25 protein-coding genes are annotated in these 25207 nt (G+C 37.3%); 10 read left to right on the top strand and 15 right to left on the bottom strand.

Going from position 1 to position 25207, the window contains the following annotated elements; translation table 11 throughout:
• Window positions 1–6 precede the first annotated feature (6 nt).
• Window positions 7–1191 carry a MalY/PatB family protein gene (locus tag AC3B6D_RS05310; protein ID WP_489756701.1) on the bottom strand — a complete coding sequence of 395 codons (1185 nt, stop codon included), beginning with the start codon at window positions 1189–1191 and terminating at the stop codon, window positions 7–9.
• A gap of 247 nt (window positions 1192–1438) precedes the next feature.
• Here AC3B6D_RS05310 and AC3B6D_RS05305 point away from each other — a divergent pair, with 247 nt between their 5' ends.
• The 5 genes from AC3B6D_RS05305 to AC3B6D_RS05285 all read left to right on the top strand — a co-directional run bounded on the left by AC3B6D_RS05305 (window position 1439) and on the right by AC3B6D_RS05285 (window position 6487).
• Entirely contained in the window at window positions 1439–2437 is a 999-nt protein-coding gene (locus AC3B6D_RS05305; protein WP_489769471.1) for an ADP-ribosylglycohydrolase family protein, read from the top strand.
• 10 nt (window positions 2438–2447) lie between these two features.
• Window positions 2448–3815, top strand: coding sequence for a purine-cytosine permease family protein (locus AC3B6D_RS05300; protein ID WP_489775097.1), 1368 nt, complete (start codon window positions 2448–2450; stop codon window positions 3813–3815).
• Entirely contained in the window at window positions 3805–4689 is an 885-nt protein-coding gene (locus AC3B6D_RS05295) for a PfkB family carbohydrate kinase (protein WP_489775096.1), read from the top strand. The genes AC3B6D_RS05300 and AC3B6D_RS05295 overlap by 11 nt, the downstream gene beginning before the upstream one ends.
• Window positions 4690–4923: 234 nt before the next feature.
• Entirely contained in the window at window positions 4924–6099 is a 1176-nt protein-coding gene (locus tag AC3B6D_RS05290; protein ID WP_489775095.1) for an MFS transporter, read from the top strand.
• Window positions 6100–6160: 61 nt separating this feature from the next.
• Window positions 6161–6487: a hypothetical protein gene (locus tag AC3B6D_RS05285; protein WP_489756705.1), complete on the top strand. Its 327-nt coding sequence runs from the start codon at window positions 6161–6163 to the stop codon at window positions 6485–6487.
• 71 nt (window positions 6488–6558) lie between these two features.
• Here AC3B6D_RS05285 and AC3B6D_RS05280 read toward each other — a convergent pair whose 3' ends face one another.
• The 11 genes from AC3B6D_RS05280 to AC3B6D_RS05230 form a co-directional block, all read right to left on the bottom strand.
• Entirely contained in the window at window positions 6559–7035 is a 477-nt protein-coding gene (locus AC3B6D_RS05280) for a PTS sugar transporter subunit IIA (RefSeq protein ID WP_489775094.1), read from the bottom strand.
• A 1-nt stretch (window position 7036) separates the two neighbouring features.
• Window positions 7037–8221, bottom strand: a complete 1185-nt coding sequence (locus AC3B6D_RS05275; protein WP_489775093.1) for a MalY/PatB family protein — start codon at window positions 8219–8221, stop codon at window positions 7037–7039.
• Window positions 8211–9815, bottom strand: a complete 1605-nt coding sequence (gene malX, locus AC3B6D_RS05270) for a maltose/glucose-specific PTS transporter subunit IIBC (protein ID WP_489756708.1) — start codon at window positions 9813–9815, stop codon at window positions 8211–8213. The genes AC3B6D_RS05275 and malX overlap by 11 nt, the downstream gene beginning before the upstream one ends.
• Before the next feature lie 154 nt (window positions 9816–9969).
• Window positions 9970–10725 carry a MurR/RpiR family transcriptional regulator gene (locus tag AC3B6D_RS05265; protein WP_489756709.1) on the bottom strand — a complete coding sequence of 252 codons (756 nt, stop codon included), beginning with the start codon at window positions 10723–10725 and terminating at the stop codon, window positions 9970–9972.
• A 168-nt stretch (window positions 10726–10893) separates the two neighbouring features.
• Window positions 10894–11589 (bottom strand): ATP-binding cassette domain-containing protein, encoded by a 696-nt coding sequence (locus AC3B6D_RS05260; RefSeq protein WP_489775092.1) that lies wholly within the window; start codon window positions 11587–11589, stop codon window positions 10894–10896.
• Window positions 11590–11601: 12 nt separating this feature from the next.
• The gene (locus AC3B6D_RS05255) at window positions 11602–12366 is read right to left on the bottom strand and encodes a hypothetical protein (RefSeq protein WP_489756711.1); all 765 of its coding nucleotides are present in this window, start codon (window positions 12364–12366) and stop codon (window positions 11602–11604) included.
• Window positions 12367–12377: 11 nt separating this feature from the next.
• Window positions 12378–13454 carry a YcaO-like family protein gene (locus AC3B6D_RS05250; protein WP_489756712.1) on the bottom strand — a complete coding sequence of 359 codons (1077 nt, stop codon included), beginning with the start codon at window positions 13452–13454 and terminating at the stop codon, window positions 12378–12380.
• Between the two features lie 12 nt (window positions 13455–13466).
• Window positions 13467–14492 (bottom strand): YcaO-like family protein, encoded by a 1026-nt coding sequence (locus AC3B6D_RS05245; protein WP_489775091.1) that lies wholly within the window; start codon window positions 14490–14492, stop codon window positions 13467–13469.
• Window positions 14493–14497: 5 nt separating this feature from the next.
• A complete protein-coding gene (locus tag AC3B6D_RS05240) occupies window positions 14498–15334 on the bottom strand; it encodes a nitroreductase family protein (RefSeq protein ID WP_489775090.1) in 837 nt (278 codons plus the stop codon).
• Window positions 15324–16196 (bottom strand): McbB family protein, encoded by an 873-nt coding sequence (locus tag AC3B6D_RS05235; RefSeq protein ID WP_489756715.1) that lies wholly within the window; start codon window positions 16194–16196, stop codon window positions 15324–15326. The genes AC3B6D_RS05240 and AC3B6D_RS05235 overlap by 11 nt, the downstream gene beginning before the upstream one ends.
• A 93-nt stretch (window positions 16197–16289) precedes the next feature.
• Window positions 16290–16514 (bottom strand): hypothetical protein, encoded by a 225-nt coding sequence (locus tag AC3B6D_RS05230; protein WP_489756716.1) that lies wholly within the window; start codon window positions 16512–16514, stop codon window positions 16290–16292.
• A gap of 314 nt (window positions 16515–16828) precedes the next feature.
• On the opposite strand from AC3B6D_RS05230, the gene AC3B6D_RS05225 reads away from it, so the two are divergent.
• Together AC3B6D_RS05225 and AC3B6D_RS05220 are read left to right on the top strand one after the other, a co-directional pair.
• Window positions 16829–17455, top strand: a complete 627-nt coding sequence (locus AC3B6D_RS05225) for a nitroreductase family protein (RefSeq protein WP_489756717.1) — start codon at window positions 16829–16831, stop codon at window positions 17453–17455.
• 56 nt (window positions 17456–17511) lie between these two features.
• Window positions 17512–17910: a GNAT family N-acetyltransferase gene (locus tag AC3B6D_RS05220; protein ID WP_489756718.1), complete on the top strand. Its 399-nt coding sequence runs from the start codon at window positions 17512–17514 to the stop codon at window positions 17908–17910.
• 178 nt (window positions 17911–18088) lie between these two features.
• Here AC3B6D_RS05220 and AC3B6D_RS05215 read toward each other — a convergent pair whose 3' ends face one another.
• Complete coding sequence (locus tag AC3B6D_RS05215; RefSeq protein ID WP_489756719.1) at window positions 18089–19813, bottom strand: pyruvate oxidase; 1725 nt, start codon at window positions 19811–19813, stop codon at window positions 18089–18091.
• Window positions 19814–20057: 244 nt separating this feature from the next.
• Entirely contained in the window at window positions 20058–20426 is a 369-nt protein-coding gene (locus AC3B6D_RS05210; protein ID WP_489775311.1) for a PaaI family thioesterase, read from the bottom strand.
• Between the two features lie 37 nt (window positions 20427–20463).
• Here AC3B6D_RS05210 and menB point away from each other — a divergent pair, with 37 nt between their 5' ends.
• The 3 genes from menB to AC3B6D_RS05195 all read left to right on the top strand — a co-directional run bounded on the left by menB (window position 20464) and on the right by AC3B6D_RS05195 (window position 23521).
• Entirely contained in the window at window positions 20464–21279 is an 816-nt protein-coding gene (gene menB, locus AC3B6D_RS05205; RefSeq protein ID WP_489756720.1) for a 1,4-dihydroxy-2-naphthoyl-CoA synthase, read from the top strand.
• 236 nt (window positions 21280–21515) lie between these two features.
• On the top strand, window positions 21516–22934 hold the full coding sequence (locus AC3B6D_RS05200) for an o-succinylbenzoate--CoA ligase (protein WP_489775089.1): 1419 nt from the start codon (window positions 21516–21518) through the stop codon (window positions 22932–22934).
• A gap of 53 nt (window positions 22935–22987) precedes the next feature.
• A complete protein-coding gene (locus AC3B6D_RS05195) occupies window positions 22988–23521 on the top strand; it encodes a DUF308 domain-containing protein (RefSeq protein ID WP_489775088.1) in 534 nt (177 codons plus the stop codon).
• A gap of 58 nt (window positions 23522–23579) precedes the next feature.
• Here AC3B6D_RS05195 and AC3B6D_RS05190 read toward each other — a convergent pair whose 3' ends face one another.
• Window positions 23580–24950 carry an NAD-dependent succinate-semialdehyde dehydrogenase gene (locus tag AC3B6D_RS05190; RefSeq protein ID WP_489775087.1) on the bottom strand — a complete coding sequence of 457 codons (1371 nt, stop codon included), beginning with the start codon at window positions 24948–24950 and terminating at the stop codon, window positions 23580–23582.
• Window positions 24951–25207 lie beyond the last annotated feature (257 nt).

Raw genomic sequence — 25207 nt, 5'->3', positions numbered from 1 at the left:
CCGCAACTATTTGGCCAAAGCTTGCAGAACTTTGATCAGGCGTTGCACACCTTGTTCTAACGTGGCTCTGGAAGTAGCAAAATTCAAGCGAATAAACAGCCCATCAGCGTCAGTTAAACCAAACTCACTGTTCGTTTGGACACCAACGCCACCTTGATCTAAAGCTTGTTGTAATTCTTGTTCAGAAACCTTTAAATAACTGACATCAATCCAAGATAAATAAGTGGCTTGACTGCGCGTTACCTTAGCTGGCGTTTGTTCTTCAATTTGCGTCGTCAAAAACTGTAAATTGGCTGCTAAATAACGCAATAACTCACTCAACCAGTCTTGACCGTTCGTATAAGCAGCTTTTAAAGCGGGCAAAGCAAACGCTGTCGGTAAATCCGGATTCGAAGCATACGCTGCTACTTGTTGCATTGCTGTTTGATAAGCTTCATTTGTAGTGTAGTAATAGGCAAATTGTAAACCTGCCAAGTTAAACGTTTTGGAAGGTGACTTAAAAGTAATAATGTGATCTTGATATTCAGGACAAACTGTAGCCAATGGCGCATAATGATTGCCGGGTAAAATCAAATCACTATGAATATCATCAGATAAAATAATCACGTGGTACTTCTGACAAATTTGGACAAAATTTTTCAATTCCGCCGTTGTCCAGACCCGCCCGGTTGGATTATGCGGATTACATAAAATCGCCATTTTGACCTGGTTAGCTTTGATCTTATCTTCAAAATCCGCCCAGTCAATTTGATAACCCTGCATAGTCTTTTTCAAAGGATTAGTGATTAATCGGCGTTTGCTCTCCTCCACTGCAATTTTAAAGTGACCGTACAACGGCGTTTGCGTAATAATCGCATCACCTTCGTTAGTTAAACCGCGAATGGCCAGCGACAATCCATTGACTACGCCAGCACTATAGCCTAAATTATCTGGATCAATCTGCCAATTGTTTTGTTGTTGCAACCACTGCGCAATTACCTGGGGAATATCCGTCATGTTTGGTTCCACATTGTAACCATAAATTCCTTGCGCGGCTTGTTTTTGAATTGCTTCAACCACGGCCTTGGGTGATTGAAAGTCCATATCTGCAATCCACATGGGAATTACATCGGGATTATCGTAGACATCTTTTGCACCGTCCCACTTAATACTATACGTATTTTTACGTTGATTAACTTGGTCAAAGTTCATATTAATTACTCCTTTTTCTCAACATTATATGATTAATTTTACTACAAAGATTAGACCATTTTAAAAAAATGAATTGCTTAAGTCAACATTCATCAATAATTATTACATTATTTTATTTTTAATAGCTATTTTTCATCCTAGTCAATCAAGTGTCCGCTTGAATGGCTATTTATTTTTGTTCGATTTTAAACTATCATTAAAAATGATTAACGTTGCTAGTTATTTTTTAACAATAAAGGAGAAAACATTGCGTTCCAATAATAAAATTTTAGGAACTTTATATGGTCAAGCGATCGGTGATGCGCTAGGCATGCCCACTGAACTCTGGACGCAACAACAAATCCAGGCCACTTTCCCTAATGGAATTAGTGATTTTGTTGCCGGTCCTGCCAACAACGACATTGCCAAATATTTTCAACGCGGGCAATACACCGATGACACTAACCAAGCCTTAGTTATTTTAGAATCTTTGATTCAAACTAATTGGCAACCCGAGACGGACAATTTAGTCCAACATCTTTTAGCCTGGGCAAAAGATGTTAATGCTTGGGAAAATAATATTCTCGGACCTAGTAGTAAAGCTGCCTTAACTTTAGCGCTACATCATCAACCTACAGCTTCTGTGACCGCCACCGCTTTGACCAACGGTGCCGCCATGCGAATTGCGCCGATTGGTACTTTATTTACCCCTGATCAGCAAAATGATTTGGTGCAACTGGTTGTGCAAGTTACTCAGGTTACCCATTCGAGTGATGTTGCTTATAGTGGTGCGTGCTTAATTGCTGGTGCCGTCAGTGCGGCCATGGTCTACACTGATTGGGAACAAATTGTTGATTTTGCGTTGCAAACTAGCGCTCTAGGGTTTCAGCAAGGAGCTCCGACTTGGGCGGCAAACATCAACCAGCGTGTTAAATTAGCCATACACTGGGCCCAAAAATTTCGGCAACAACCACAGCAATTTCGCCAAGCAATCTATGAAGTGCTGGGGACCGGCACAATGCTCTCGGAAAGTGTACCCACAGCGTTTGCCATTGCTTATTATTGGCGTGATGTTCAAAAGTGTGCACTCTTCTGCACTAATTTAGGGGGCGACACCGATACCATTGGTGCCATGGCCACCGCCATTTGTGGCGCTTATCAAGGAGTTGAGGCAATTCCTCCTAACTGGCTTCAACTGATTGATCAACAAAATCCCCAGCATAATTTGCAGAGCATTGCACAAGCAATTAACCAGTTTCGCCAATAAGGAGTAAATCATGACTAAACAAGAACAAATTATTATTCCAAAAAAAGAACGTACCTTGAAACCACTAGCTTTATTTTATAATTGGTTTGCCGCTAACATTGGTATTATGGGATTCGTTTATGGTGCCATTATTGTTAGTTACCATTTGTCAATGTTTCAAGCCGTCTTAGCCGCTTTAATTGGTTCTTTGTCCTTTATTTTCCCGGGTTTTATCGCCATGATTGGGCAAAAAAATGGTATCACGACTTTTAAACTGAGCCGCGCACCGTTTGGTATTAATGGCAATAAAATTCCTAATATCGTAGCGTGGATTAACATGGTCGGTTGGCTCGCCGTTAATATTATTACCGGAACTTTATTATTCGTTGCCATGTTGCAGACTTTGCACTTACCCAAAAATCCCGTCACCATTTTGATTTGTCTGTTGATTTTCACCAGTTTAATTGTCTTATCCGGCTTTTTAAAAGAAGACCTATTAGCCAAAATTCAAACGTGGCTAAGTTGGATTTTTGGAATTTTAACCTTTGTAATTTTTATTTTCTTCTTATTAAAAACCAATTGGCAAACTGCCTGGTCTATGCATCATGGTTCTTGGATCAAAGGTTGGTTGCCTGCAGTCAGCATCATTGCTGCGGGTTCGGGCATTTCTTGGTCTATGGCTGCTGCTGATTGGGGCGCTTACGTCCAACCGCAAACCAATTTGCATAAAACTTTTTGGTCGACGACCCTTGGCGGTGCTTTGCCATTGTTTGTGTTAATGATTGGCGGGATTTTCTTAAGCACCAGTGCCCCAACTTTGGCTAATAGTAGCGACCCTTACCAAGTAATGTACAGCGTCTTACCAACTTGGATGGGTGTCTTATACTTCTTGATTGCCGCTGGCGGTTTAGTGCCCCAGTGTATGGTTTCTTTTCGCTCCGCACGGATTAATCTGCAAACCTTTGGCATTAATCTCAAACAATCGAGTTCCTTAATTGTTCATAGTTTGCTCGTTTTTGGAATTGCTATTTATGTTTTATTCTTTTCTGCTGGCTTCTTAAGTAACTTCGAACTTTTCTTAAATTTCTTAGGTATTTGTTTAGTAACTTGGTTGGCCGTCTTTTTAAGTGACTTTTTGTTTAAACGCCAACACGGCTATGACCTCAAGTTGATTCAAACTCAAACTGCTCCCAAATATCGCTGGTTTAATATTCTAACGTGGTTAATTGCTACTGTAAGCGGATTGTTATTTACTAATAATGCTGTTTGGCAGGGACCCTTTGCTTACGGTATTTTTAAAAATAATAGCTTAGGTGTCTTTGTGGCCGCCTTAGTGGCCTTAATCTTAATCGCCATTGAACAGATCTTCAACCATGGAGGAAAACAAAATGCAGCCTAAAGTCTTAGTTATCGGCGCTGCCTTAGTGGATTTGCTGACCCAAGTATCTAGTTTACCGACTTCCGGCAGCGATATCGGCGCTAGTTCGCCTCAGACCACGGTCGGGGGATGTGCACTCAATGTTTACAGTGCTTTACAACAGCAACAAATTGCCAGCGATTTACTCGTGCCGCTTGGTCAAGGACCATTTGCCCAAATTATTCAACAGCAATTTCAGCAATGGCACATCGAGCCTTTGTTAGCGCAAGGTCACCAAGACAACGGCTGGGATTTATGTTTAGTTGAACCTAATGGAGAACGGAGCTTTTTAACTTTCGCCGGGATTGAATTACAATGGCAAGCAGATTGGTTTCAGGCTTGTGATTGGGCCAGTTACCAATATATCTATCTCAGTGGCTATGAGTTAGAAAATTCATCTTGTGCCCAGCTAATTTTGCACCAATTACAGACCCATGCCCCGCACACACCAATTTTATTTGATACCTCGCCACGCATTGGCACCATTGAACAAGTTACTTTACAAAAACTCTGGCAATTACCAACTATGGTTCACGCTAATCAAGTTGAATTACAGACCTTGGCGCCCCAAACCACCGATCTCCAGCAACAATTAGCGACTGTTTTTGCTGTCACCCAACAGCCCGTTATCGTAACGTTAGGCGCCCGTGGGTGCGTCATTTACGATGGTCAAACTTATCAAAGCGTTCCTGCTCCAAAAATTAAAACTATCCAAAATACCAGCGGCGCTGGTGATGCTCATTGTGGCGGTCTCTTAGCTGGTTTAATGCAGCAAAAATCGTGGCCTGATACTTTACAACAAGCTAACCAAGTTGCAGGCACTATTGTTCAAAAACTAAACAGTAATTTTTATTAACCAGCTGCGAGCAAAACTGAATAAAAGCTGAGTACTAACCTAGATTAGACTTTGAAGTTTGCTTTTTAACTTGAAAGTCTAATTGTAGTTAGACGCAAGCTTTTGTTTTGCGAGCGCAATTATAACCAACCACGAGCAAAACCGAATACTAACTGCAACTCATGAAACTAGTCAAACACAAATTTATATTATAAAATTAATGAAAAATGTTTAAATATTGAGGGTTATTATTCTATGTTCAATCACAAAACCAGAAAACTGCTACTCGGCATTGTCATTCTAGCAATTATTGCGCGCCTATCATCATCAACCTCGCCCGCTATTGCGGCCATTGGACAAGCTTTTCCACATGCCAATAGTACGGCTGTAGAGTCCATCGCCACGATTGGTGATGCCGCTGCTGTGATTTCCGCTTTAGTCTTTGGTAAATTGTTAGACCACTGGACTTTTAAACAAATTGCTTTAATTAGTGTTAGCATTTTAACGTTGGGCGGCTTATTACCACTTCTTTTTCATCAATCAGTCAATCAATTATTGCTTTGGGGCTTTTTAGCAGGACTAGGAACCGGCGGGATCACGACCATCTTACCTAGTTTACAAGCTTATACCTTCCAAGGTGAGCAACTCGCCACCATGCTCGGCAGCGTTGTGGCCTTAGAAAATGGTTCATCAATGGTGATGGTCTTCTTTAGTGGGCTGTTAGCGAGTCACAATTGGCTACACGCTTACTATCTTTTCTTTTTAGCAGCAATTGCTTTAATTATTATTAGTTTTGTCGTACCTAATAAACGTCCAGATCAAAAAGCAGACACCGACGAAAACACTCAAGTTACTCAAACTAAGTTTGGCTCAATTGTCTATTATTTGATTGTGGCCAGCGTCATGATTGCGTTAGAAGCCGTGCTCTATAATAAAAATGCTGTTTATATTCAACATTTCCATTTGGGAACACCCGCTTTAACGGGCCGGATTATGATGTTGGATGGCTTGGCTGCTATTGTGATGGGCCTTGTTATTCGTTGGGTGCGCCAATTATTTAAACAATATCTTTTAGTGGCCAATTTCTTTCTAGTCGCCCTCGGCGGTTTTTTATTACTAAGACTGCACACCACCACTAGCATTGCCATTGCCACCTTTTTAATTGGGAGTGGCAGTGCCCTTACCTTAATGACAGTTCCTTATCTACTCTCTGGCTTAGCCACCGCCAAACATTATCCCCTAGTCATGGGCTGTTTTTCCGCGATTACCAGTCTTGGATTTTCCGGATCCGCTTTATTTTTCAACAATTTAGTTCCTAAATTTAGTCCCAACTTACTAACCGGAACTTACCAATTACAAATTATCATCGCGTTAGTAATGGGCGTCATTATTTTTCTACGCACCTTTTTTCAACAACGGTTAAAAAATTAATTTTACAATCAAGAGTTTTCGTGTCATGATTAAAGTATGTAATTAGAGGAGGATGAGATATTTGGCACAGCCATATAGTGAAAAAGCGGTTGCTGCATTTTTACAATTTTACGTACATCACTTTCAGGATGATGATTTAGAGGTTATTTCTCAATATGATGTCGATCATCATGTCACTGAATTAAATGCTTTTATTGCTCATGATCGCAGCTTTCGAATGAAAGATATTGTTCCAGTTTTAATCAAACAACATTCAGATATTATCAACGCCTTGTTGGAAGACTTGTTAAAGAATGCTGGACTAGAGATGGAACAACTCAATACACCACAATTGTGGGAAAATTGGTATCGTGAAGAAAAAGCTAAAATCAAGGAACCAGAACGTTAAACATAGCTTAAATAAAAAACTGTCAGTGAACGCCGTAAAAAGTGTTCACTGACAGTTTTTTTTAATGAGAATTATTCCAAAGTTGCCACGACAGCTCCTGCATTGACTGTTTGCAAGTCATTCAATTGAAGTTGTTCTTCTTTTAAATTAGTAAAGATAACAATGACACTCGGATTTTTCTGCTGCTGTTGAATCATGGCCAAATCCATCTGTGCTAAAGTTGTGCCTGCTGTCACAATTTGGCCGGCTTGCACCTTAATCTCAAAAGGGGCACCATTTAATTCGACCGTATCAATCCCTAAATGTAATAAGACTTCATGATCTTGCTGATCCTTTAGAGTAATCGCGTGCTTCGTAGGAAAAATGGATACAATGGTACCATTAACGGGCGCGACTACTTGACCGTCGCTAGGAATCACTGCATAACCTTGCCCCATCATGCCACTTGAGAAGACTCCGTCCTTCAAAGCAGCTAAAGTAATTAATTGCCCATTGGCCGGTGCGACTATTTCATCTGCTACTCTTTTTTTCTTTTTCAAGCCAAACATCTTAAAACCTCCCGTCGATAAATTGCTTAATCCGCGATAAAGCCGTTTTGATTTGAGAGCGCGGCATTGCTAAATTAATCCGTGTAAAGTCTTGACCGTCACCGACAAAGTCCGTCCCCGCTTCTAAGATAACGCCTTGTTGCGTAGCCAACTCTTGCGTAAACTCTGCACCACTAATTCCCAAATCGCTAACTTTGACCCACAAGAGATATGATGATTCCATAGGAATCAATTGTAGCCGCTGATCTGTTAACATTTGTTGGGCTAATTCATAATTCTGTGAAACATAATCGACCATCGCGCGCCGCCAATCGTTCCCCGTTTGATAACCGGCAACAATAGCTGTAATTCCGAAAATATTCGGTGACGTAATCGAATTTTTTTGATAGTTAGCGCGCAAATGTGCACGTAATTGTGGATTAAGAATAATTGAATATGATGTTTTTAAGCCACCGAGATTAAAGACTTTATTTGGTGAAGTCAAAAAGATTAAATTTTGTAAATACTTATCCGGCAAACTCAACGCTGAAGTGTGGTGACCATTATTTAAAATGTGTTCACTATGAACTTCATCGCTAACCATAATTACTTGATGATCCAAGCACAGTTGGGCCACGCGTTCAATTTCTTGTGGCGACCAGATCCGTCCGGAAGGATTATGCGGATTACAGAAAAATAATAAATGTGGTTGTTGAACCTGTAATTGGTGCTCTAAGTCATCCCAAGCAATTTCATAGCGATTATTTTTTAAAATTAACGGACTCATTCCAACCGGCACGTGATTATCGCGAGCGCAGCGGCCAAAAGGACCGTAAGTGGGTGTCAAAGTCATCACACCATGTTGGGCGTCACAAAATTGTTGCACTAAATTATACATCGTCGCCACACTACCATAGCCTAACGTAATCCAGGCTGGATCGACAAAGACTTGGTGTTGCTGTTGTTGCCATTGTACTACGGTTTGATAAAATTCCGGATACGTGTACGTATAACCAAAGGTTCCCCGCTGACTAGCTTTCATGAAAGCATCTAAAATTCCTTGGGGGGAACGAAAGTCCATATCAGCAATCCACATGGGAATAAAATCGTCCGGAATAGGACCAAATTCGTGTTCAATAATCGTCCGATCCCACTTGCGACATTTTTCATCATGACGATCAATAATTTCATCAAAGTTATACTCCATCAGCTTGTGTAGTTTCTCCTTTACCGATTGATTGCTCTTTTAATACCGCGTCAAATTGTTTACGCACTGTGGCAATTTGGGTGCCAATAATCACTTGCACATTTTGTTTATCTAAAATCATAACTCCTAACGCGCCAGCTGCTTTCAATTGTTCTTCATTCACTAAATCCGTATCCTGAACAATCAAACGTAAGCGGGTCACGCAGTTATCGACGTTCACAATATTAGCGGCACCACCAACACCTGCCAAAATTTGTGGCACATCGAATTGCTCACCTGAATCCTCTGTATCTGTTGCACTAGCGTGCTTTTCACGACCAGGAGTCTTTAAGTTATACTTTTCAATGGCCCATTTGAAAACAAAGTAGTAAATGGCAAACCAAACCACTCCGACAATTGGGACAATCCACCAACGAGTAGCGGGTCCTTGCAAGACACCAAAGATCAACCAATCTAAAATACCACCATCAGTATTGCCAATCCCAACATTTAATAAGGCCATCACCATATAACCTAAACCAGACATAATACTATGGAAAATATACAAAGCTGGTGAAATAAATAAGAATAAGAACTCAATTGGTTCCGTAATTCCCGTTACAAACGAAGCAATCACTCCCGAAATCAACAAGCCTTTAACTTTCTTCCGATTTTCAGGGAAGGACGTTTTATAAATCGCTAATGCGACTGCTGGTAAAGCAAACATCATCGTAGGCATATAACCTTGCGATAAGAAGGCGGTCGCATGGTGGCTAATCGGCAAGCCGTGTTGCAATTCCTGATAAAAGATATTTAACGCTCCGACAACGTGATGACCGGCCACCACTGCGGTCCCACCAGCTTGCGTAAAACGAATCATCGCTAACAAAATATGATGCAAACCTAGTGGAATCAATAACCGTAAACAAGTACCGTAGATAAATGGTCCAAAGACACCGGCTTTTTGAATCAGCCAGCCTAAGCTGTTAATAGCTGTTGAAAAGATCGGCCAAATCATAGGAATTACTAAGCCCACTAAGGCCATAACCAAGGCTGTCATAATCGGTACAAAACGCGTGCCACTAAAGAATGCAAACGAATCTGGTAACTGCGTTTGATAAAAATGAATATGAATAACATACACAATTAAACCGACAATAATTCCACCTAAAACACCCATTTCAATAGTTTGAATCCCAAAGGTGTTCGATTGACCAGCAGCTTGCATTTTGCTGACGGGAACTAGTTGATGGGTAACTTTTAAATAAAAGTTAATGGACATATTCATCACAAAATAGCCCACAAATCCTGCAAAAGCAGCGATGCCTTTTTCTTCACGGGCTAAACCTAAAGGAATCGCCATCGCAAACATAATTGGTAAATAAGTAAAGGCAAAACCACCAATTGTCGACATAAACTGAAAGATCAAGTGAATTGGTGTGATCTTTAAAAATGGTAATAATTTAAGCATACTCGGGCTGGAAAAGGCACTCCCAATTCCTAATAACAAGCCCATAAATGCCAATAACGAAACTGGTAACATGAAAGTTTTACCTAAACCTTGGAAAAACTCCCAAGCAGTAACTTTTTTCTTTGGTTCTTCTTGTTCCGACATCTCGTTACTCCTTCTCTTTTTTTGAATACGATTACAGAATAAAACAAATTTACTGGCGAAAATAGCCCTTTCAAGGATAATGTCGGAATTTACACTTTTTGTAAATGGTTACAATTTTAACAATAAAAAACGAACGACCTAGTAAAACTGGTAACTACAAACAATATTGGTAAATATACTCGTCAATAATTAACTCCACTAACCGTAAAAGTGGAATGCGCGTCGACAAATCCAAATCTTGATAATAAATGTTCGGAACTGGCAGCTCAAAAGCTTCAGTGACTTTCCCCGCCAAAGAACTCTGAACATTGCCAATAATGCCAACCGTATTAACCAACCGTTGCTGTAAAATTCCCGCACAACGCCCCATCACCGCGGTTTCTCCGGAACAAGAGATCAAAAATACCAAATCACTGGGATCAATCGTGGAGACCACCCGATCAATCTCATCCCATTCGGAACGACTCGAAGAATTTTTACCTGCAAACATTAAGCGCCGCGCACCATCCACTGCCACCGTATAAGACGGTCCCAATCCTAAAAATTCAATATGGTGCGCTTGATTAATTAATTGCGTCACCCGCTTTAACTGTAATAAATCTAAGTCTTCGCGCCCAATCAGAGGAATTGCACCCGAATGCTTTAAAAAATCCCTTTTGGTGATTTGCTCTGCTTGCTCGCCTTCCAACGCTTTACGCAAATAAAACTTAAATTCCGTTAAATTTTGATAACCTAATTTTTTGATCGTCCGACTAACTGTTGCTGTCGACACATAAGTTTGCCGCGCAATTTGGGCAATATCCTGCTTTAAAAATTCAGGTGCTGCGCGTTTCAAATAATCAAACACTTGCCGTTCTGCGGTACTTAAAGTTGCACTTTGTCGTTCAATATTTTTAAAAAATAATGTCATCGCCGTCTCCTTTTGGCCATTGTAAAAAAATTCACTTGTTTATTATAAAGATTTTGAGCTTTAACTGCAGCAAAATCAATTATTTTATCACTAAAAAAGTCTTCATCATAATCAGTAAGTTCCTAACTATGATGAAGACTTAACAATGATACGAAAATTAATTAATTACTACTCATTACCTGTTAAGACAGCAAAAGCTTCTTCAGGATCAGAGTTTTGTGCGACGGCTATAAACTCTTCAAAGCTATTAAAAGTTCGAATTTTTTGATGACTCAGCAGATGAATATAACAATCAGCTTCTACCAAGTGTTGCAAATCATGCGTAGTAACAATTACTAATTTCTGAGGATCTTGAGCTAAAGTTAAAAGTTGATCGTTGATTTGTCTATTAGCTACTGGATCCACGCCGCTTGTAGGTTCATCAAGTAGAAAAACATTCTTTTGTAAAAAACTTTCCAAAAAGATTAACAACCAGCGCTTTTCTCCCACAGACATAGATCCTAATTTACGATTCATTAAACCAGAATATAACTTTTTAAAGTGCGGGCTTAATTGATTAACTTCAATCTTTTGATAGCCAGTAGCAATCCCAAAAATAAATTGCTTTAAATCATTACCATTTAAGGAACCAAAGAAGATTGGATTTTGCGTTTGATAAACAATTTCGTTAGTCTTTATCGATGACACAATTGTTCCATTATCAACTTTTTGAACACCACTGATCAGGTCAAACAACGTGCTCTTTCCGGAACCGTTATACCCAATTAAATAATTAATTTTTCCAGGCAAAAATTGACAATCACAGTTTTTGAAGATTGTATGATCCTGATAACTAAATGAAATATTATCCAAAACAATTTTCATGTCCACACACTCCTAATTTCTAGATGTTAAGGAATTGATTCTAACTTTAGCACTGGCCACATAACCAATGAAAAAATAAATGATAAATAAAACAAAAATCGACAATACTTGATATAGGTTAATCACATGTGGAGTTTTAAACAAATTAAGTATGACAACAATAACTTGTGTTACATAATCAGCTGGATTCATGCCAAAAAGTAACTCTCCCCAAAAGGAACCCGTATCTTGACGAACAGCCGATAACCAGATTAACCCTAGTAGTATTAAATTAGCCAAGATGCTACTTGTATTCACGCGCATTGGAAAAATGGTTAGCAATACGCTAAATAACATGACTGGTATGGCCGAACAAATATAAATCAATGTATAGATCAAAATAATCATAATTATTTTGTTAAAATTAAATATTGCCATAAAAATTCCAAACATCAAGACACACAAATATCCAAAAATAAATTCACTCACTAGTAGGCCATAGACTGGAAATTTGCGATTTCCTCCAGATATCATCGTGACAGTTTTTAAAAAACCACTTTCGCGAAAACTAATTATTTGTAATGCAATTCCATTGATAGCTACTGAAACAATCATATATGCTAGATAATCACTGGTTGAAGCTAACAATTTAATTATGGAAATACCTCCTATAGATAATCGTCGAAAGTTAGAAAAAATATATAAAGCAGTTGGTAATAACAAAGTATATATAAGTGGTATTTTTTCAGACCAAATAATTTTATTAAAGGTTTTAGCATAATTAAGAATAATTTTCATGTTGTTTAACCTCACGGAAAAGGAATTGACTTGCCCATGTTAGGAAAGTCTTGTATTCCAAACACATTAGCTATCTTATATTTATGTGGATCAATTATTTGAGTATTCATGTGTGGAAAAGCATCAGGGGAAAAAACTTTAACTATTCTTAGGTTAGTTTGACTAATAGCAGGAGGTATTGAAAGAGCATAATAATCTATAGGAACTTTTTGTATAACTTTTTTTAAATTAATCAAATTGCTGTTTTGACATTTTTCAGGATAATAGTTCGTAATATCTCCCTCCAAAAAAGTATATTTTTGAATAAATTCTTTAGAAGTTTGATTTAAAAAATTTCTCTTATATAACTCTTGTTCATTTAAATTGGGGTTGTTTTGGTACAATAAAATAGATTCATAGCTTTGACAAAATTCATCCAATGCACCTTTTAAAGCCTCACTAAAAGATAGGTTTGCATCCAAGCCTATAGAAAATGAATCTTTATTACCTCCTATTATTAAAATAACAAAAATATCGCTATACAAAGAAATATCATAGACTTTAAAGTAAGAAAAAATACTACTGAACCTTTTAATTAAATGCCTACTTTCAGGATAATTATTTAATAAATTTATAGGGTACTCTCTTCCCCTTTTTTTAGATAACCAAGTCAATATTAAAGACTGTCTCTCCACAAACTCCAAAATAGCAGCATAAAGTGCTAATTCAGAATTAGTATGCGAAGCAACGCCACACGAATCAGTAAATATTTTCTTATATCCATTTAATCCTCTTAGTGAATAATTCATATATACTTCAGCTGGATTAACATTTAACACACTGTCATCAAATAACGAAAAAGCAGGTATTTTAGAAATTTTTGAATTAATATTGTAAAACATGGACAATCTTTCATTATATTCTCCAAAGCATGCCATTACTGCATTTTTTTTATTAAACGTTGCAGAGTTACCAGTTGCGTTCTTTATCTTTAAGGGTAATATCGAAGTATGACAAAAGTTTGTTTCTAAGAATTTTTTATCCTCAAAAGATATATTTTGTATCAAAAATGAACTATCTATATTTGCATTATTATTTTTTATATACATGATAATATGTCCTTACATAATTGGATTATCAGGAAAATCATTTTTTAAAACATCTCTACTTATTCTATGATATATCTTTCTATCAAATTTAAGATTTTGCTTAAATGGTACATAATTGATCAATTCAGGAGAAAAAGATCTTATACAAATCAATTTTTTATATGAAACGCTCAGTGAATGAATATATAAATGATTTGTAAATCTACGTAATGACAATTTTAAGTCTTTAATAGAGATATTATTTTCATTACGCCAATTGAAAGATTCTTTTTTTGAGTATGATGATAGTTTCCTTTCGGTATTAATATCATCAAAAGACTTTTTCTTCATTGAAGTATAGTTATCATAAAGCATTCCCTTATAATCAATAATACTATTATTATCATTTTCTATTTTGGCTAAAAAGACCGCTTCATTAACAGCTTTTTCTAAAGAATACTTTAAAGAAAGACCAGACCCCGTACCCACAACAATTGGATGTCCATTTACGTATAAAAATACATAAACAACTAAAACAGGATAAAAACTATCATTGATAAAAACTTTATGATCATAATTTTCCCCTGTGATATTAATCAAAATATTTTTCATTGATTCAGAATACAATTGATATCCTTCATTGTTATACCAGAAAAGCATTGTAGCATTCTTTTCAATCAATTCTAATATGGAATTATACACAGCATAGTTACCATTAGTATCTGCTGCTGTAGAAGTTGTATCTAGACATCCTTTATCAGCAAAATAGAAATTATTTTTGTTTATTTCTTTTACACAACCGCTAAAAATGTCAATAGTTTGAACAAGGATTTCGTTGCTTGAACTTCCAGACAAACTTCTTCTTTCTACTGATTCCGAAAATGCTTTTTTTGTTGCTAATAATTTATTAATTCCAAAGGACCCACAATCATTGGGTGAATAGGTATCTTCATTTAATAGAATGCCTATTCTAGAAGATGCAAAAAAAGATTTTGTTTTATCACAACTAAACATTGTACTATAGATGTGGTTGTTATCATCTGGATAGACAGTAAACATAATATTCACCTATTAGTATCTTTCAATCCAAACCACTGTAGAAGAGTAACAGGCGTCATTTTCGCATTCAATCCACAGGCACGAGTCAACGCATTATCATTAAATCCAGACCAAATACAATCCCCGAATTCCTTATAACACGATACATGAGATAAGTGTAAACTCTCTGCAATTAATCCTGATTCTATTAGTGCATGCCTATATCCTCTACGACCATATTTTAAAATAGCTCTTTCTAAATCTATTGCATATGCAAAACATATATTAGACAAAAGTTGGCCAGGAAAAGCCGAGTTAACATTTATTGATAACATTTTAAAATCTTTTTTATTGGATATCTTCTTAATCAATTGAAGTGAATAATGCTCTGAATCATAAACATATACACCTGCATCAATATCTTGTATTTCATTATTACTAAAAACAATCATAACTGGAATTACTGGATACAGCCCTCCTGCTGAACCATAATTTTTTGAGCCTAATCCCTCATATCTACCAAACGCCTTACCTAATATATCTGCTATTTTACTTTTATCAATATATTTATCTTTTTTAAAATGTCTCGTAGATTGAGGATAATTATAATTAGGTATCTTATAATTAGGAAACATTTCTATAGTATCTAAAGGGTTATCTGGAAGTATGTCTTTATACTCCACAAGTTTTTCCCATTCTATAACTCCTGAATTGAAAGTCCAGTTATAAGGAACCTGCCAGGTCGTTGATTGATGAAATTTTTCAATATCATTTAATGTTCGTTTACTTAATAATTGTTCTGACATTTTTTTTGCAATTAAAAGTTCCTTTTCAGAAGATGCACTTTTATCATTATTTTTCATAACAATCACATAACTCCCAATATACAGAAAAGTCTTTATATACTTTGTTATTATTTAAATCTATTTTTGTAACTAACGAAAGCGACTCTGGATTAATGCTAGAATATTCACCGTCTCCTATAAAATTATTTATTATGGAAAACAATGACAAGGAAATAAAGTCTTTCTGGTAGTCTGGTAATTGTGTACTTATAATCATTTCACTATCTGTTTTATAAATATCATCAATTATTTCTTGATAACTTACATCTCCGGTAGTGTTAATACGTAATTGAGCTTTTATATTCTCCAAATTACACTGATGACAAGGATTATACCATTCGGTTTTATACAAATTATCTATATAATAATTGCCAGCATAATAATAACCAAACAATGATATGCTATTGCTATCAATGATTTTTTCTCTAATCAAGTTGGCATCCTTAAAACTGTATTTCGTTAAAGAAACTATTATCATATCATCAGTAGATAAATTCATGTTTAAAAATTCTTGAACCTCAGTAACACTAATACTTTCTACATTTAAATCTAATTTAGATCTTAAATAAGAAAAAACATTGGATTTAATATGCAAGTCATCTGATACAATCACAATATTTTTAATTTCAATTGAATATGTTGTGATGCTTTTTTTTAAAACTTTTTTATTTATTAAAAATGATATAAGCTCATCAGTATCTTCACAAAAAACACTATATATTTCATCATATGAGACAAGCTTTCTTGAATCTCTATCCCATTTAAATAAAAGGTTTGACAAATCTTTATCATTGATAACAGTTATACCATATTCATTTTGAAGTAACTCATTTACACCACTATATAAGAAAAAGGGTAATATTTCATAACTACCTTTCATTTTATGATTCCTCCATATGGCCAATTTATTATAATCTTCAATATATTATTTAAGGCCACATGTGATACCATGCGACCTTAAAATAATATATTTTTACCTTTTGCTTACAGTAGAACTACCACTACTAGAAGAACAACAAAAGTAATTATTACCATCATGTATTTCGGTTAATTTATTACTTTTAAGACTTCCTCCATATCCAAATTTATGTTCTGAATTTTGTTCCAAAGATCTATTAAGTTTTGCACTTGCTTTTTTGTCTCGAATTTTCAAATAATCTTTTGTTTTTAAAGAATCCTTGGCTTTAATAGTTTGCATATTTTAATCCTCCTATATGAATGTAATTAGAATTATATTAATATAAGATTAAAAGTCAATGGCATTTTTTAATTTATTATTGCTCAATATCAAGATTAACTACAATCTTGTATCAAAGTATTACTTCAGAATAGCTTTAACTTAATAAATAGTTTTTTTATGTGCCAAAATTGTTAGCTTAATAGAATTTTTTAAAATTCAATTCTGGAACCTTTTAAAGTTGACTTTCCAAATCACCAGCCCAATGTTAGCCTTTTCATTTTTTAACAATAAAACTATAATAAAGTTAGATTAAATAAGAAGAAGGCTAAAACATGAACCAAGAGATGATTAATTTTTTAGTAGCACGTAAATCCATTCGTAAATATGATCCGGCCCAAACTATTTCCGATGAAACTATTAATAAAATGTTGGAGTTGGCAGCCACGGCACCTTCTAGTAACAACGCGCAGCCCTGGAAAGTCGTGGTGATCAAAGACAAAGCTAAGTTAAAAGTTTTACGTCAGTTGGCTTCCGACCAAGAGCAAGTCGAAACAGCCTCAGCACTGTTCTTTATTTTAGGCGATTTATCTGCTTATCAAACCGAAACTCTAACCGATTTTTCCATTAATCATGGCTTGTTAGATGCCCATGATCAAACGGCCATTACTGCATATCAACAGGGCTTAGAAAACTTTTATCAAACACACCCCGAAGATAAAACTGCGCAAGGTGTTAATTTAGACACTGGTTTATTTGCGATGAATTTAATGCATGTGGTGCGGTGTTTTGGCTATGATTCCGTGGCAATGCGTGGCGTTGATTTTCCTAAAGTCATGGATTGCTTAAATATTGATTCCCATTTAATTCCGATTATGTTCTTATCCGTCGGTATAGCCGCCGAACAAGGTAACGATAAACAACGCTATCTTGTATCGGATTTTGCTCGGATTATTGAATAAGTTTCAAAACTAATTTATCATATAAAACAAACTATAATACTCAGGGAAGTGCAAGCATGATTACTTACAGTAACCAAGTCAACGTGACAGTTGAAACCTATATTGATCTTTTAAAAAGATCCACTTTAGCTTTGCGCCGCCCAATCGAGCAACCTAAAAAGATTGCGCAAGTCTTAAAGGATTCTGATATTCTCTGGACTGCTTGGGATCAAGACCAACTAGTCGGGGTAGCCCGCGCCTTAGTTGATTCTGGCTATGATCTTTGCTACTTAAGTGACCTAGCCGTAGATGCTAACTATCAAAAACAAGGTATTGGTAAAACATTAGTTAACAAATTAAATACACAAATTGGTCCGCACACCAAACTTTATTTATTAGCGGCACCCAAAGCAATGGAATATTATCCAAAGATTGGTTTCGAGAAAGTGGAGAATGCTTTTCAATTAAGAAAATAATCCTTAGTTTATTTAGATTGAAATGATTCATTCAATATGTAAATAAAATAAGATTTTAACTCTAGGTTAGTTGAAAAAACTTGGTTAAAATCTTATTTTTTATTGTTATCCATTTTCTAAAAATGGTTATACCAAAAAAGCCGTTTTCTCTCGAAAACGACTTTCAGCAAACTATATTTTATAAAAATTGCCGTAAGATTTCACGTAATGGTGGCATCTTAGGGATTTGGAACTTGTCTTTGAAATATTCAAAACCAAACTTCAAATAACCTTCAGCTTCATCTTTAATAATCTTACCTGGTAATGGAGCTTCATCATAAACCGCAGCATTAATTAAAACTGGCTTAGTAGGGTTCTTGTATTGTTCCATAGCTTGAGCAAATTCTTCATCGTTAGTAACATTGATGCCAATACCACCACAAGCTTCAGCAAATTTAGCAAAATCAATATCTGCCAAATCAATGCCGTAATTTTGTTGGCCCGCAGATTGTTGTTCATATTCAATGAAGGCTAACAAATGATTATTTAACACAACAACGACCATTGGCAAATCATATTTAACTGCAGTAACAAAGTCTTGCATGACCATGGCAAAAGCACCATCGCCGCAAACTGCATAAGTTGGGCGTTGTGGCATCGCAATTTTAGAAGCAATGGATCCCGGTAAAGCACAGCCCATAGTTCCTAACCATGCAGAAATGGTATATTTTTGCGTGGACTTAACATCAACAAACCGGGCACCAAATGAAGTTGAAGTCCCCACATCAACGGACCAAACCGTATTAGCTGGTGCCACTTCACTCATTTTAGCAAACATCTTGGATGGTAAAACGCCATTATGCTTCTTGTTCTTAACGTCGTTCATCCAAGCGCGCCAAGTTTGCATATTCTTTTGACAAGCTTTTAAGAATGGCCGATCGCTGATCACTTCGCCACGGGTATTTAATAAGGTTAATGCATCTTTGGTATCTGCCACGATCGCCAAATCAATATTATGACGGTGACCAATTTTACTTGGGTCATTATCAATTTGAATTGTTGGAATCTTTTGGTTGATATAAGGTGCATAAGGATAATCAGTTCCGATTAACATTAATAAATCGGCGTTAAACATTGCTTCATAAGCAGGTTTCGTACCTAATTTACCGATTTGTCCTAACGCATTGGGATGATCATCATCAATGGTTCCCTTAGCGGGCATTGTTTGAATAAATGGAATGGAGTAACGTTCCACAAATTCTTTAGCTTGTTCTTGCGCTTCTTTAGCACCGACACCAATCAAAGCTACTGGCTTTTTGGCTTTTTTGATCATGGCTAAAGCTTGATCAATATCTTTCACATCAGCACTAGGAGCATCCAAACGGAATTGATCAGCCGTTGGTTTAAACGTATCAGAAATTTTATGATCCGGTACATCATCTGGAATCGTCAAAACTGCAACGCCTTTATTCGTATAAGCGGCCCGAATTGCTTCGTCCATAACTGCTGGTAAGGTTTCTGGGTTAGTTACCAAACGATTATAAACAGCAACGTCTTCGAACAATTGTGGTGTATTGACTTCTTGGAAGAAACCAGTATTTAATAAATGAGATTGAATTTGACCCAAAATAGCCACAACTGGTGCGTGATCCATCTTAGCATCATATAAACCATTTAACATATGAATGGCACCAGGTCCACCAATGGACAAGCAAACACTCACTTGACCAGTTAATTTGGCATGCGAAGCAGCAGCTAACGCAGCAACTTCTTCATGCCGAACTTGTGTAAATTTAATTTGATCGCGTTTGCGATACAAAGCTTCAATGGTTGTATCTACAGAATCCCCAGGTAAACCATATACATTATCAATGCCCCAAGCTTGCATAACTTGAACCATTTTATCGGCAGCATTAATTTTCATTATATCTCTCCATCTCCGATTAAATCTGAACAACATCTTGAAATTACATTATTCTACTCTACCACGAATCAATCACAAACAAAAGTTAAATGCCCAATCCTAATTAATTAGGAAAAATTTAATATTTTCACATTCATTTGTGAAGACAGCTACAATCTCCCCCTTCCTGCAAAATTTGAACCACCAATTCTAAAGAATCAACTTAGCACTTTTCCTCAACACCAAACTTTGATATGCTAAGATGTTATTTAGAGGATTTAGCTACTGCCATCAAGGTGACAGTACTGATACTAGTTGGCTCTTGGATTGAAGTTTGATAAGTACTAGCTTGCCAAACTTGAATCCGCCGACCAATTTGAATCGGGTGTGCTTCTGCAAATAATTCACCTTGCTTCACCGAACGTAAATGATTCGTTTGAATTTGTGTGCCGACGGCTACTTGCTCAGCTGGTAAATTTAAATTAGCGCCTAAACTAGCCGCGGTTTCGGCTAAAACACTATTCATACCTCCATGCAACTGGCCGTACGGTTGTAAGACTTGTGCTGTAATGGGTAATTGCAATAAAACCGTTTGGGGAGCTTGGTGTAGGATTTTGATCCCGAGATATTGAATTAAATCGATTGTTCTGACCTCCAGAAAGGAAAATTTTATGACGAATTGGCAAACTATTAAGAATTATTCAGAAATTTTATTTGAGCGACAAGATAAAATCGCCAAAATTACAATTAATCGCCCCCAGGTGCGTAACGCCTTTACTCCGGACACGATTCAAGAAATGATTGAGGCCTTTAACTATTGTCGCGATGACGCAAGCATTGGTGTAATTATCTTAACCGGTCAAGGCGATTTAGCGTTTTGTTCCGGTGGTGACCAAAAAGTGCGCGGCAATGGTGGATACGTTGGTAAAGATAAAATTGCCCGGCTCAACGTCTTAGACTTACAACACTTAATTCGCGTGATCCCGAAGCCCGTGATTGCCATGGTCAAAGGCTGGTCCGTTGGTGGGGGTAATATCTTACAATTAGTCTGTGATTTAACCATCGCGGCTGATAATGCCCAGTTCATGCAAACAGGACCAAAAGTTGGTAGTTTTGATGCCGGTTATGGCTCCGCTTATTTAGCCCGAGTCATTGGCCATAAGCGCGCCAAAGAAGTCTGGTTTTTATGCAAACCTTATAGTGCCCAAGAGGCTTTTGAAATGGGTTGGATCAATAAAGTCGTTCCGTTGGCCGACGTTGAAACGGAAACGCTAGCTTGGTGTCACGAAATTTTAAAGAAATCACCAACCGCCATTCGCTTTATTAAGGCTGCTATGAATGCTGATACGGACGGCCTAGCCGGTCTGCAACAAATTGCTGGCGACTCCACCATGTTATTTTATGAGACAGATGAAGGTAAAGAAGGTCGTGACGCTTTCTTAGAAAAACGCGAACCCGATTTCGATAAGTTCCCCAAGTTCCCATAACAAGCTGTGAACAAAACTGGTTAAAAGCTGAAGACTAACCTAGCCCAATTTAAAAGTCGTTTTTTGACTTTGAATTTGGCGTAGTTAGATACATTCTTTTGCTCTTTGGAGCGCAATTATCAAGCTGCAAACCTAAACATTTGATGATCTTCATCGCACACCTAGTAACCAAAGACTGAAATCCAACAGTGGTTCCAGTCTTTTTTGAGGCTCAGCCTTTAGAAAGAAGTTTTTTAATGCAAAACTGGTTAAACAAACGAACGCAATTATCACCTAACAAAATAGCCTTATATTATCAAGACCAGTACTATACATTCCAACAAATTCAACAATTAGTCAAACATCGTGCCCAAAAATTGGCCAACTTATCCATTCACCCCCAAGATCATGTGGGGTTATTTGGACACAATACTTTAGATACTTATTTGAATATCTTAGCATTGCAACAATTAAATGCGACCATTGTCTTTTGCAATATTCGCTTAGCCGCGACCGAATTAGTCCAACAATTACAAGATGCTCAAGTAAAGTTCTGTCTGAGTGATCAAAACGACTTACAATTGCCAACAGATAAGGTTCAAATCATTACTCCACATTCTTTATCCACATTAGCGCCCCAACCCTATTCCACTTTCAGCATTCAAAGTGACGATGTGGCTAGTTTGATGTATACGTCGGGAACCACGGGGCAACCGAAAGGTGTGTTGCAAACCTATGGTAATCACTGGGCCTCTGCCATGAACACTTTATTGAATTTTCAAATTACGGCCAGTGATTGTTGGCTGTGCGTGGTACCATTGTTTCATATCTCGGGCTTTTCTATTTTGCTGCGCTCTTTAATTTATGGCATTCCGTTGTATCTAGCAGATAAGTTTGACGCTACCAACGATAATCAATTACTTTGTCAACAACCAATCACGATTATGTCAGTGGTCCCCACTATGCTCCAAGAACTCTTGCAAGTTAAAACTACTGCCTACAACTCCCGCTTTCGCTTAATGTTTCTCGGAGGAGCCCCTATTGATCAAAAAACTTTACAAATTTGTCAAGCCCAACATGTCCCGGTAGTGCAATCTTATGGCATGACTGAGACCTGCTCCAACGTTGTAGCCTTAAATCCTCCAGATGCACAACGTAAATTAGGCTCTTGTGGTCAAGCTTTATTCAGCAATCAAATTCGCATTGCGCCAAACGGTGAGATCCAGCTCCAATCCCCGGCATTAACCCCGGGTTATTGGCAAAAGCCAGAATTATTTCAACAAAAATTAACCGCTGATGGCTGGTTTAAAACGGGCGACATTGGCTATCTGGATGATGAACAATTTTTATTCGTACAAGGCAGAATTGATGATATGTTCGTTTCTGGTGGTGAAAATATTTTCCCCGCCGAAATTGAAAATCTGTACCAACAATTACCCCAAATTCACAATATTTGTGTGACCCACCAGTCTGATCGTCACTGGGGTAGTGTTCCCGTTGCTTATGTCGAATTGAACCAGCCCGTCACCGCCGCACAATTAACCGCCTATGGTCGCCAATATTTAGCACACTATAAAGTTCCCGTGGAATTTCGGCAAGTCGCAGCTTTACCAAAAACCAGCAGTGGTAAACTAAAACGGCAGGGACTCCAACAACTAAAATTCCAATTGCTTTAACAAAAATTGCCCTTAATTATGAACGTGATTCACACAAAGAGGAGTTATTGACTATGAAACAATATTATCGCCAATTTAATTGGTATCGCTGGCTCAGAATTATTTTTCTCGCAGTCACCGGAGTTGTTATTTTAATTAATCCCGATAAAAGTTTAAACGCGATTTTATATTTAATTTCTGCTTACCTGATCGGTCTAGGATTAATCGCTTTACATGATGGTTGGCTCTTATCCAAAAGTCATAGCGACAATAATAGCCCGTACACCACTGCGGTAGTTTCTTTTTTACTAGCAATTCTCATCTTTCCCATTGCCCACCTCTTACTTCCACTCTTACCAGTTATTTTAGGCATTGTCTTATTAGTTAACGGCGTCAATCAATTTTTTAACGCCCGCAGCAATCGCAAATATATCAATGTGACTCCGTGGTGGGACTACTGCTACTCTTTGTTATTAATCATTTTAGGTATTGCCTTAGTCTTTAATCCCTTTGATATGTTGCGCTTTTTCTTTCGTTTATTGGGCGGCGGTTTAATCGTTTTAGCCGTCATGGAATTTATCAATACCCGTATTTATAAAAATAAGTAGTAAAAAAAAGATTCGCCAAAGCAGGCGAATCTTTTTGATTACTTCAATTTTGTAAAATTTATTTCTTTGGTTCAAATACCAAGTGCTCATTAACAAAGGCATTTAAGCCCAAATCGCTTAATTCCCGACCATAGCCAGAGTTTTTGACGCCACCAAATGGTAATTCTGGTAAAGAAGCCCAGCCAGAATTAATAAAGGACATCCCCGTTTCAATTTTCGCAGCCACAGCTTTCGCATGCTCGACATCACCTGAAAAGACCGTATTGCCTAGGCCGTAACTTGAATCGTTCGCCAAATCAATTGCTTCTTGTTCAGAATTAACTTTATAAACCGAAGCAACCGGACCAAACATTTCTTGATTAAAGATCGGATTATCTTTGTCAATGTCAGTTAAAATTGTTGGTTGGAAGAAGAAACCTTTGCTGTCAATTGGTTCGTTACCATAAACTAATTTGGCACCATGTTCGATAGCCGTATCGACTTGTTGCTGTAATTTTTCTTGCGCACTCTTTGAACTCAAAGGTGCTACAACCGTTGTGGGATCCATGGGATCACCAATTTTAGCATTCGCAAAAGCTTCCTTTAACATGGCAACAAAACTGTCATACTTATCGGCCATGACAATGAAACGTTTGGAAGAAGTGCAGACTTGTCCCGCATTATACAACCGTGCATCCGGGGCAATCTTCTTTAATTCAGCGTCATCAGCATCACTTAAAATAATGAAGGCGTCGTTACCACCTAATTCCAAAGTCGACTTCTTCAAGGCGTCACCGGCTTCTTTCGCTACTGAAGCGCCACCACGTTCAGAACCAGTTAAGCAAACCCCAGCTACGCGCGGATCATGAATGGCTTTTGACACCAAGTCATAACTAATAAAGAGGTTGGTTAATGCGCCTTTCGGGGCACCAGCTTTTAAAACTAAGTCCGCTAATTTTTGGGCTGAAGTTGGGCAAATCGAAGCATGCTTCAAAATCATGGGGTTACCAACAATAAAGTTCGGAGCAAAGACCCGCACTACTTGATATAGTGGAAAGTTCCAAGGTTCAACTGCCACAATAATTCCAGTTGCTTGTTTTAAGTAATAAGCTTTACCAGCAGGGGTTTCTAATGGAACTGACTGCATTAATTCTTCACCGTGCTGCGCATAGTATTCGGCAATGGCCGCACACAATTGCACTTCGCCTTTAGCCTCCGTCAATAACTTACCCATATCATAGGTCATTGCCTTTGCTAACTCATCTTCATTTTCTGTGAGCGCTTGCGCAATTTGGTGTAAAATTTGGGCACGTTCAGCCACTGGTTGGTCGCGCATTGTTTTGTAGAGTTGGTGACCAGTAGCTAGTGCTGCTTCAAGGTCAGCTGGTGTTGCATCATCATACTGTTTTAATAGTTCACCTGTATAAGGATAGATTGTTTGATATGCCATAAGAGACACTCCTTTCAAAATTCACAATATCATTATAATACTATCTGTGCTATTCAGCGACACTAAAGCGTTTATTTTTAGGTCATAATATCGTTTACTAAGTTTTAACTTATAAAAAATATAATCAAATTCAATTCACAAACTTGAAAAACCAGCTTTTATTTTCAGGATATCTTAATCAGACTGAGCCCCCGAATTTTTTTGTAAATTTAAACGTACAATGTCACAGCGTATTTTATCCTTAACTCTAAATAAGA

Source organism: Bombilactobacillus sp. ESL1097, assembly GCF_058107205.1.
Note: the sequence above shows the minus strand (reverse complement) of the source record. Positions and strands in the feature narration are given on the sequence as shown.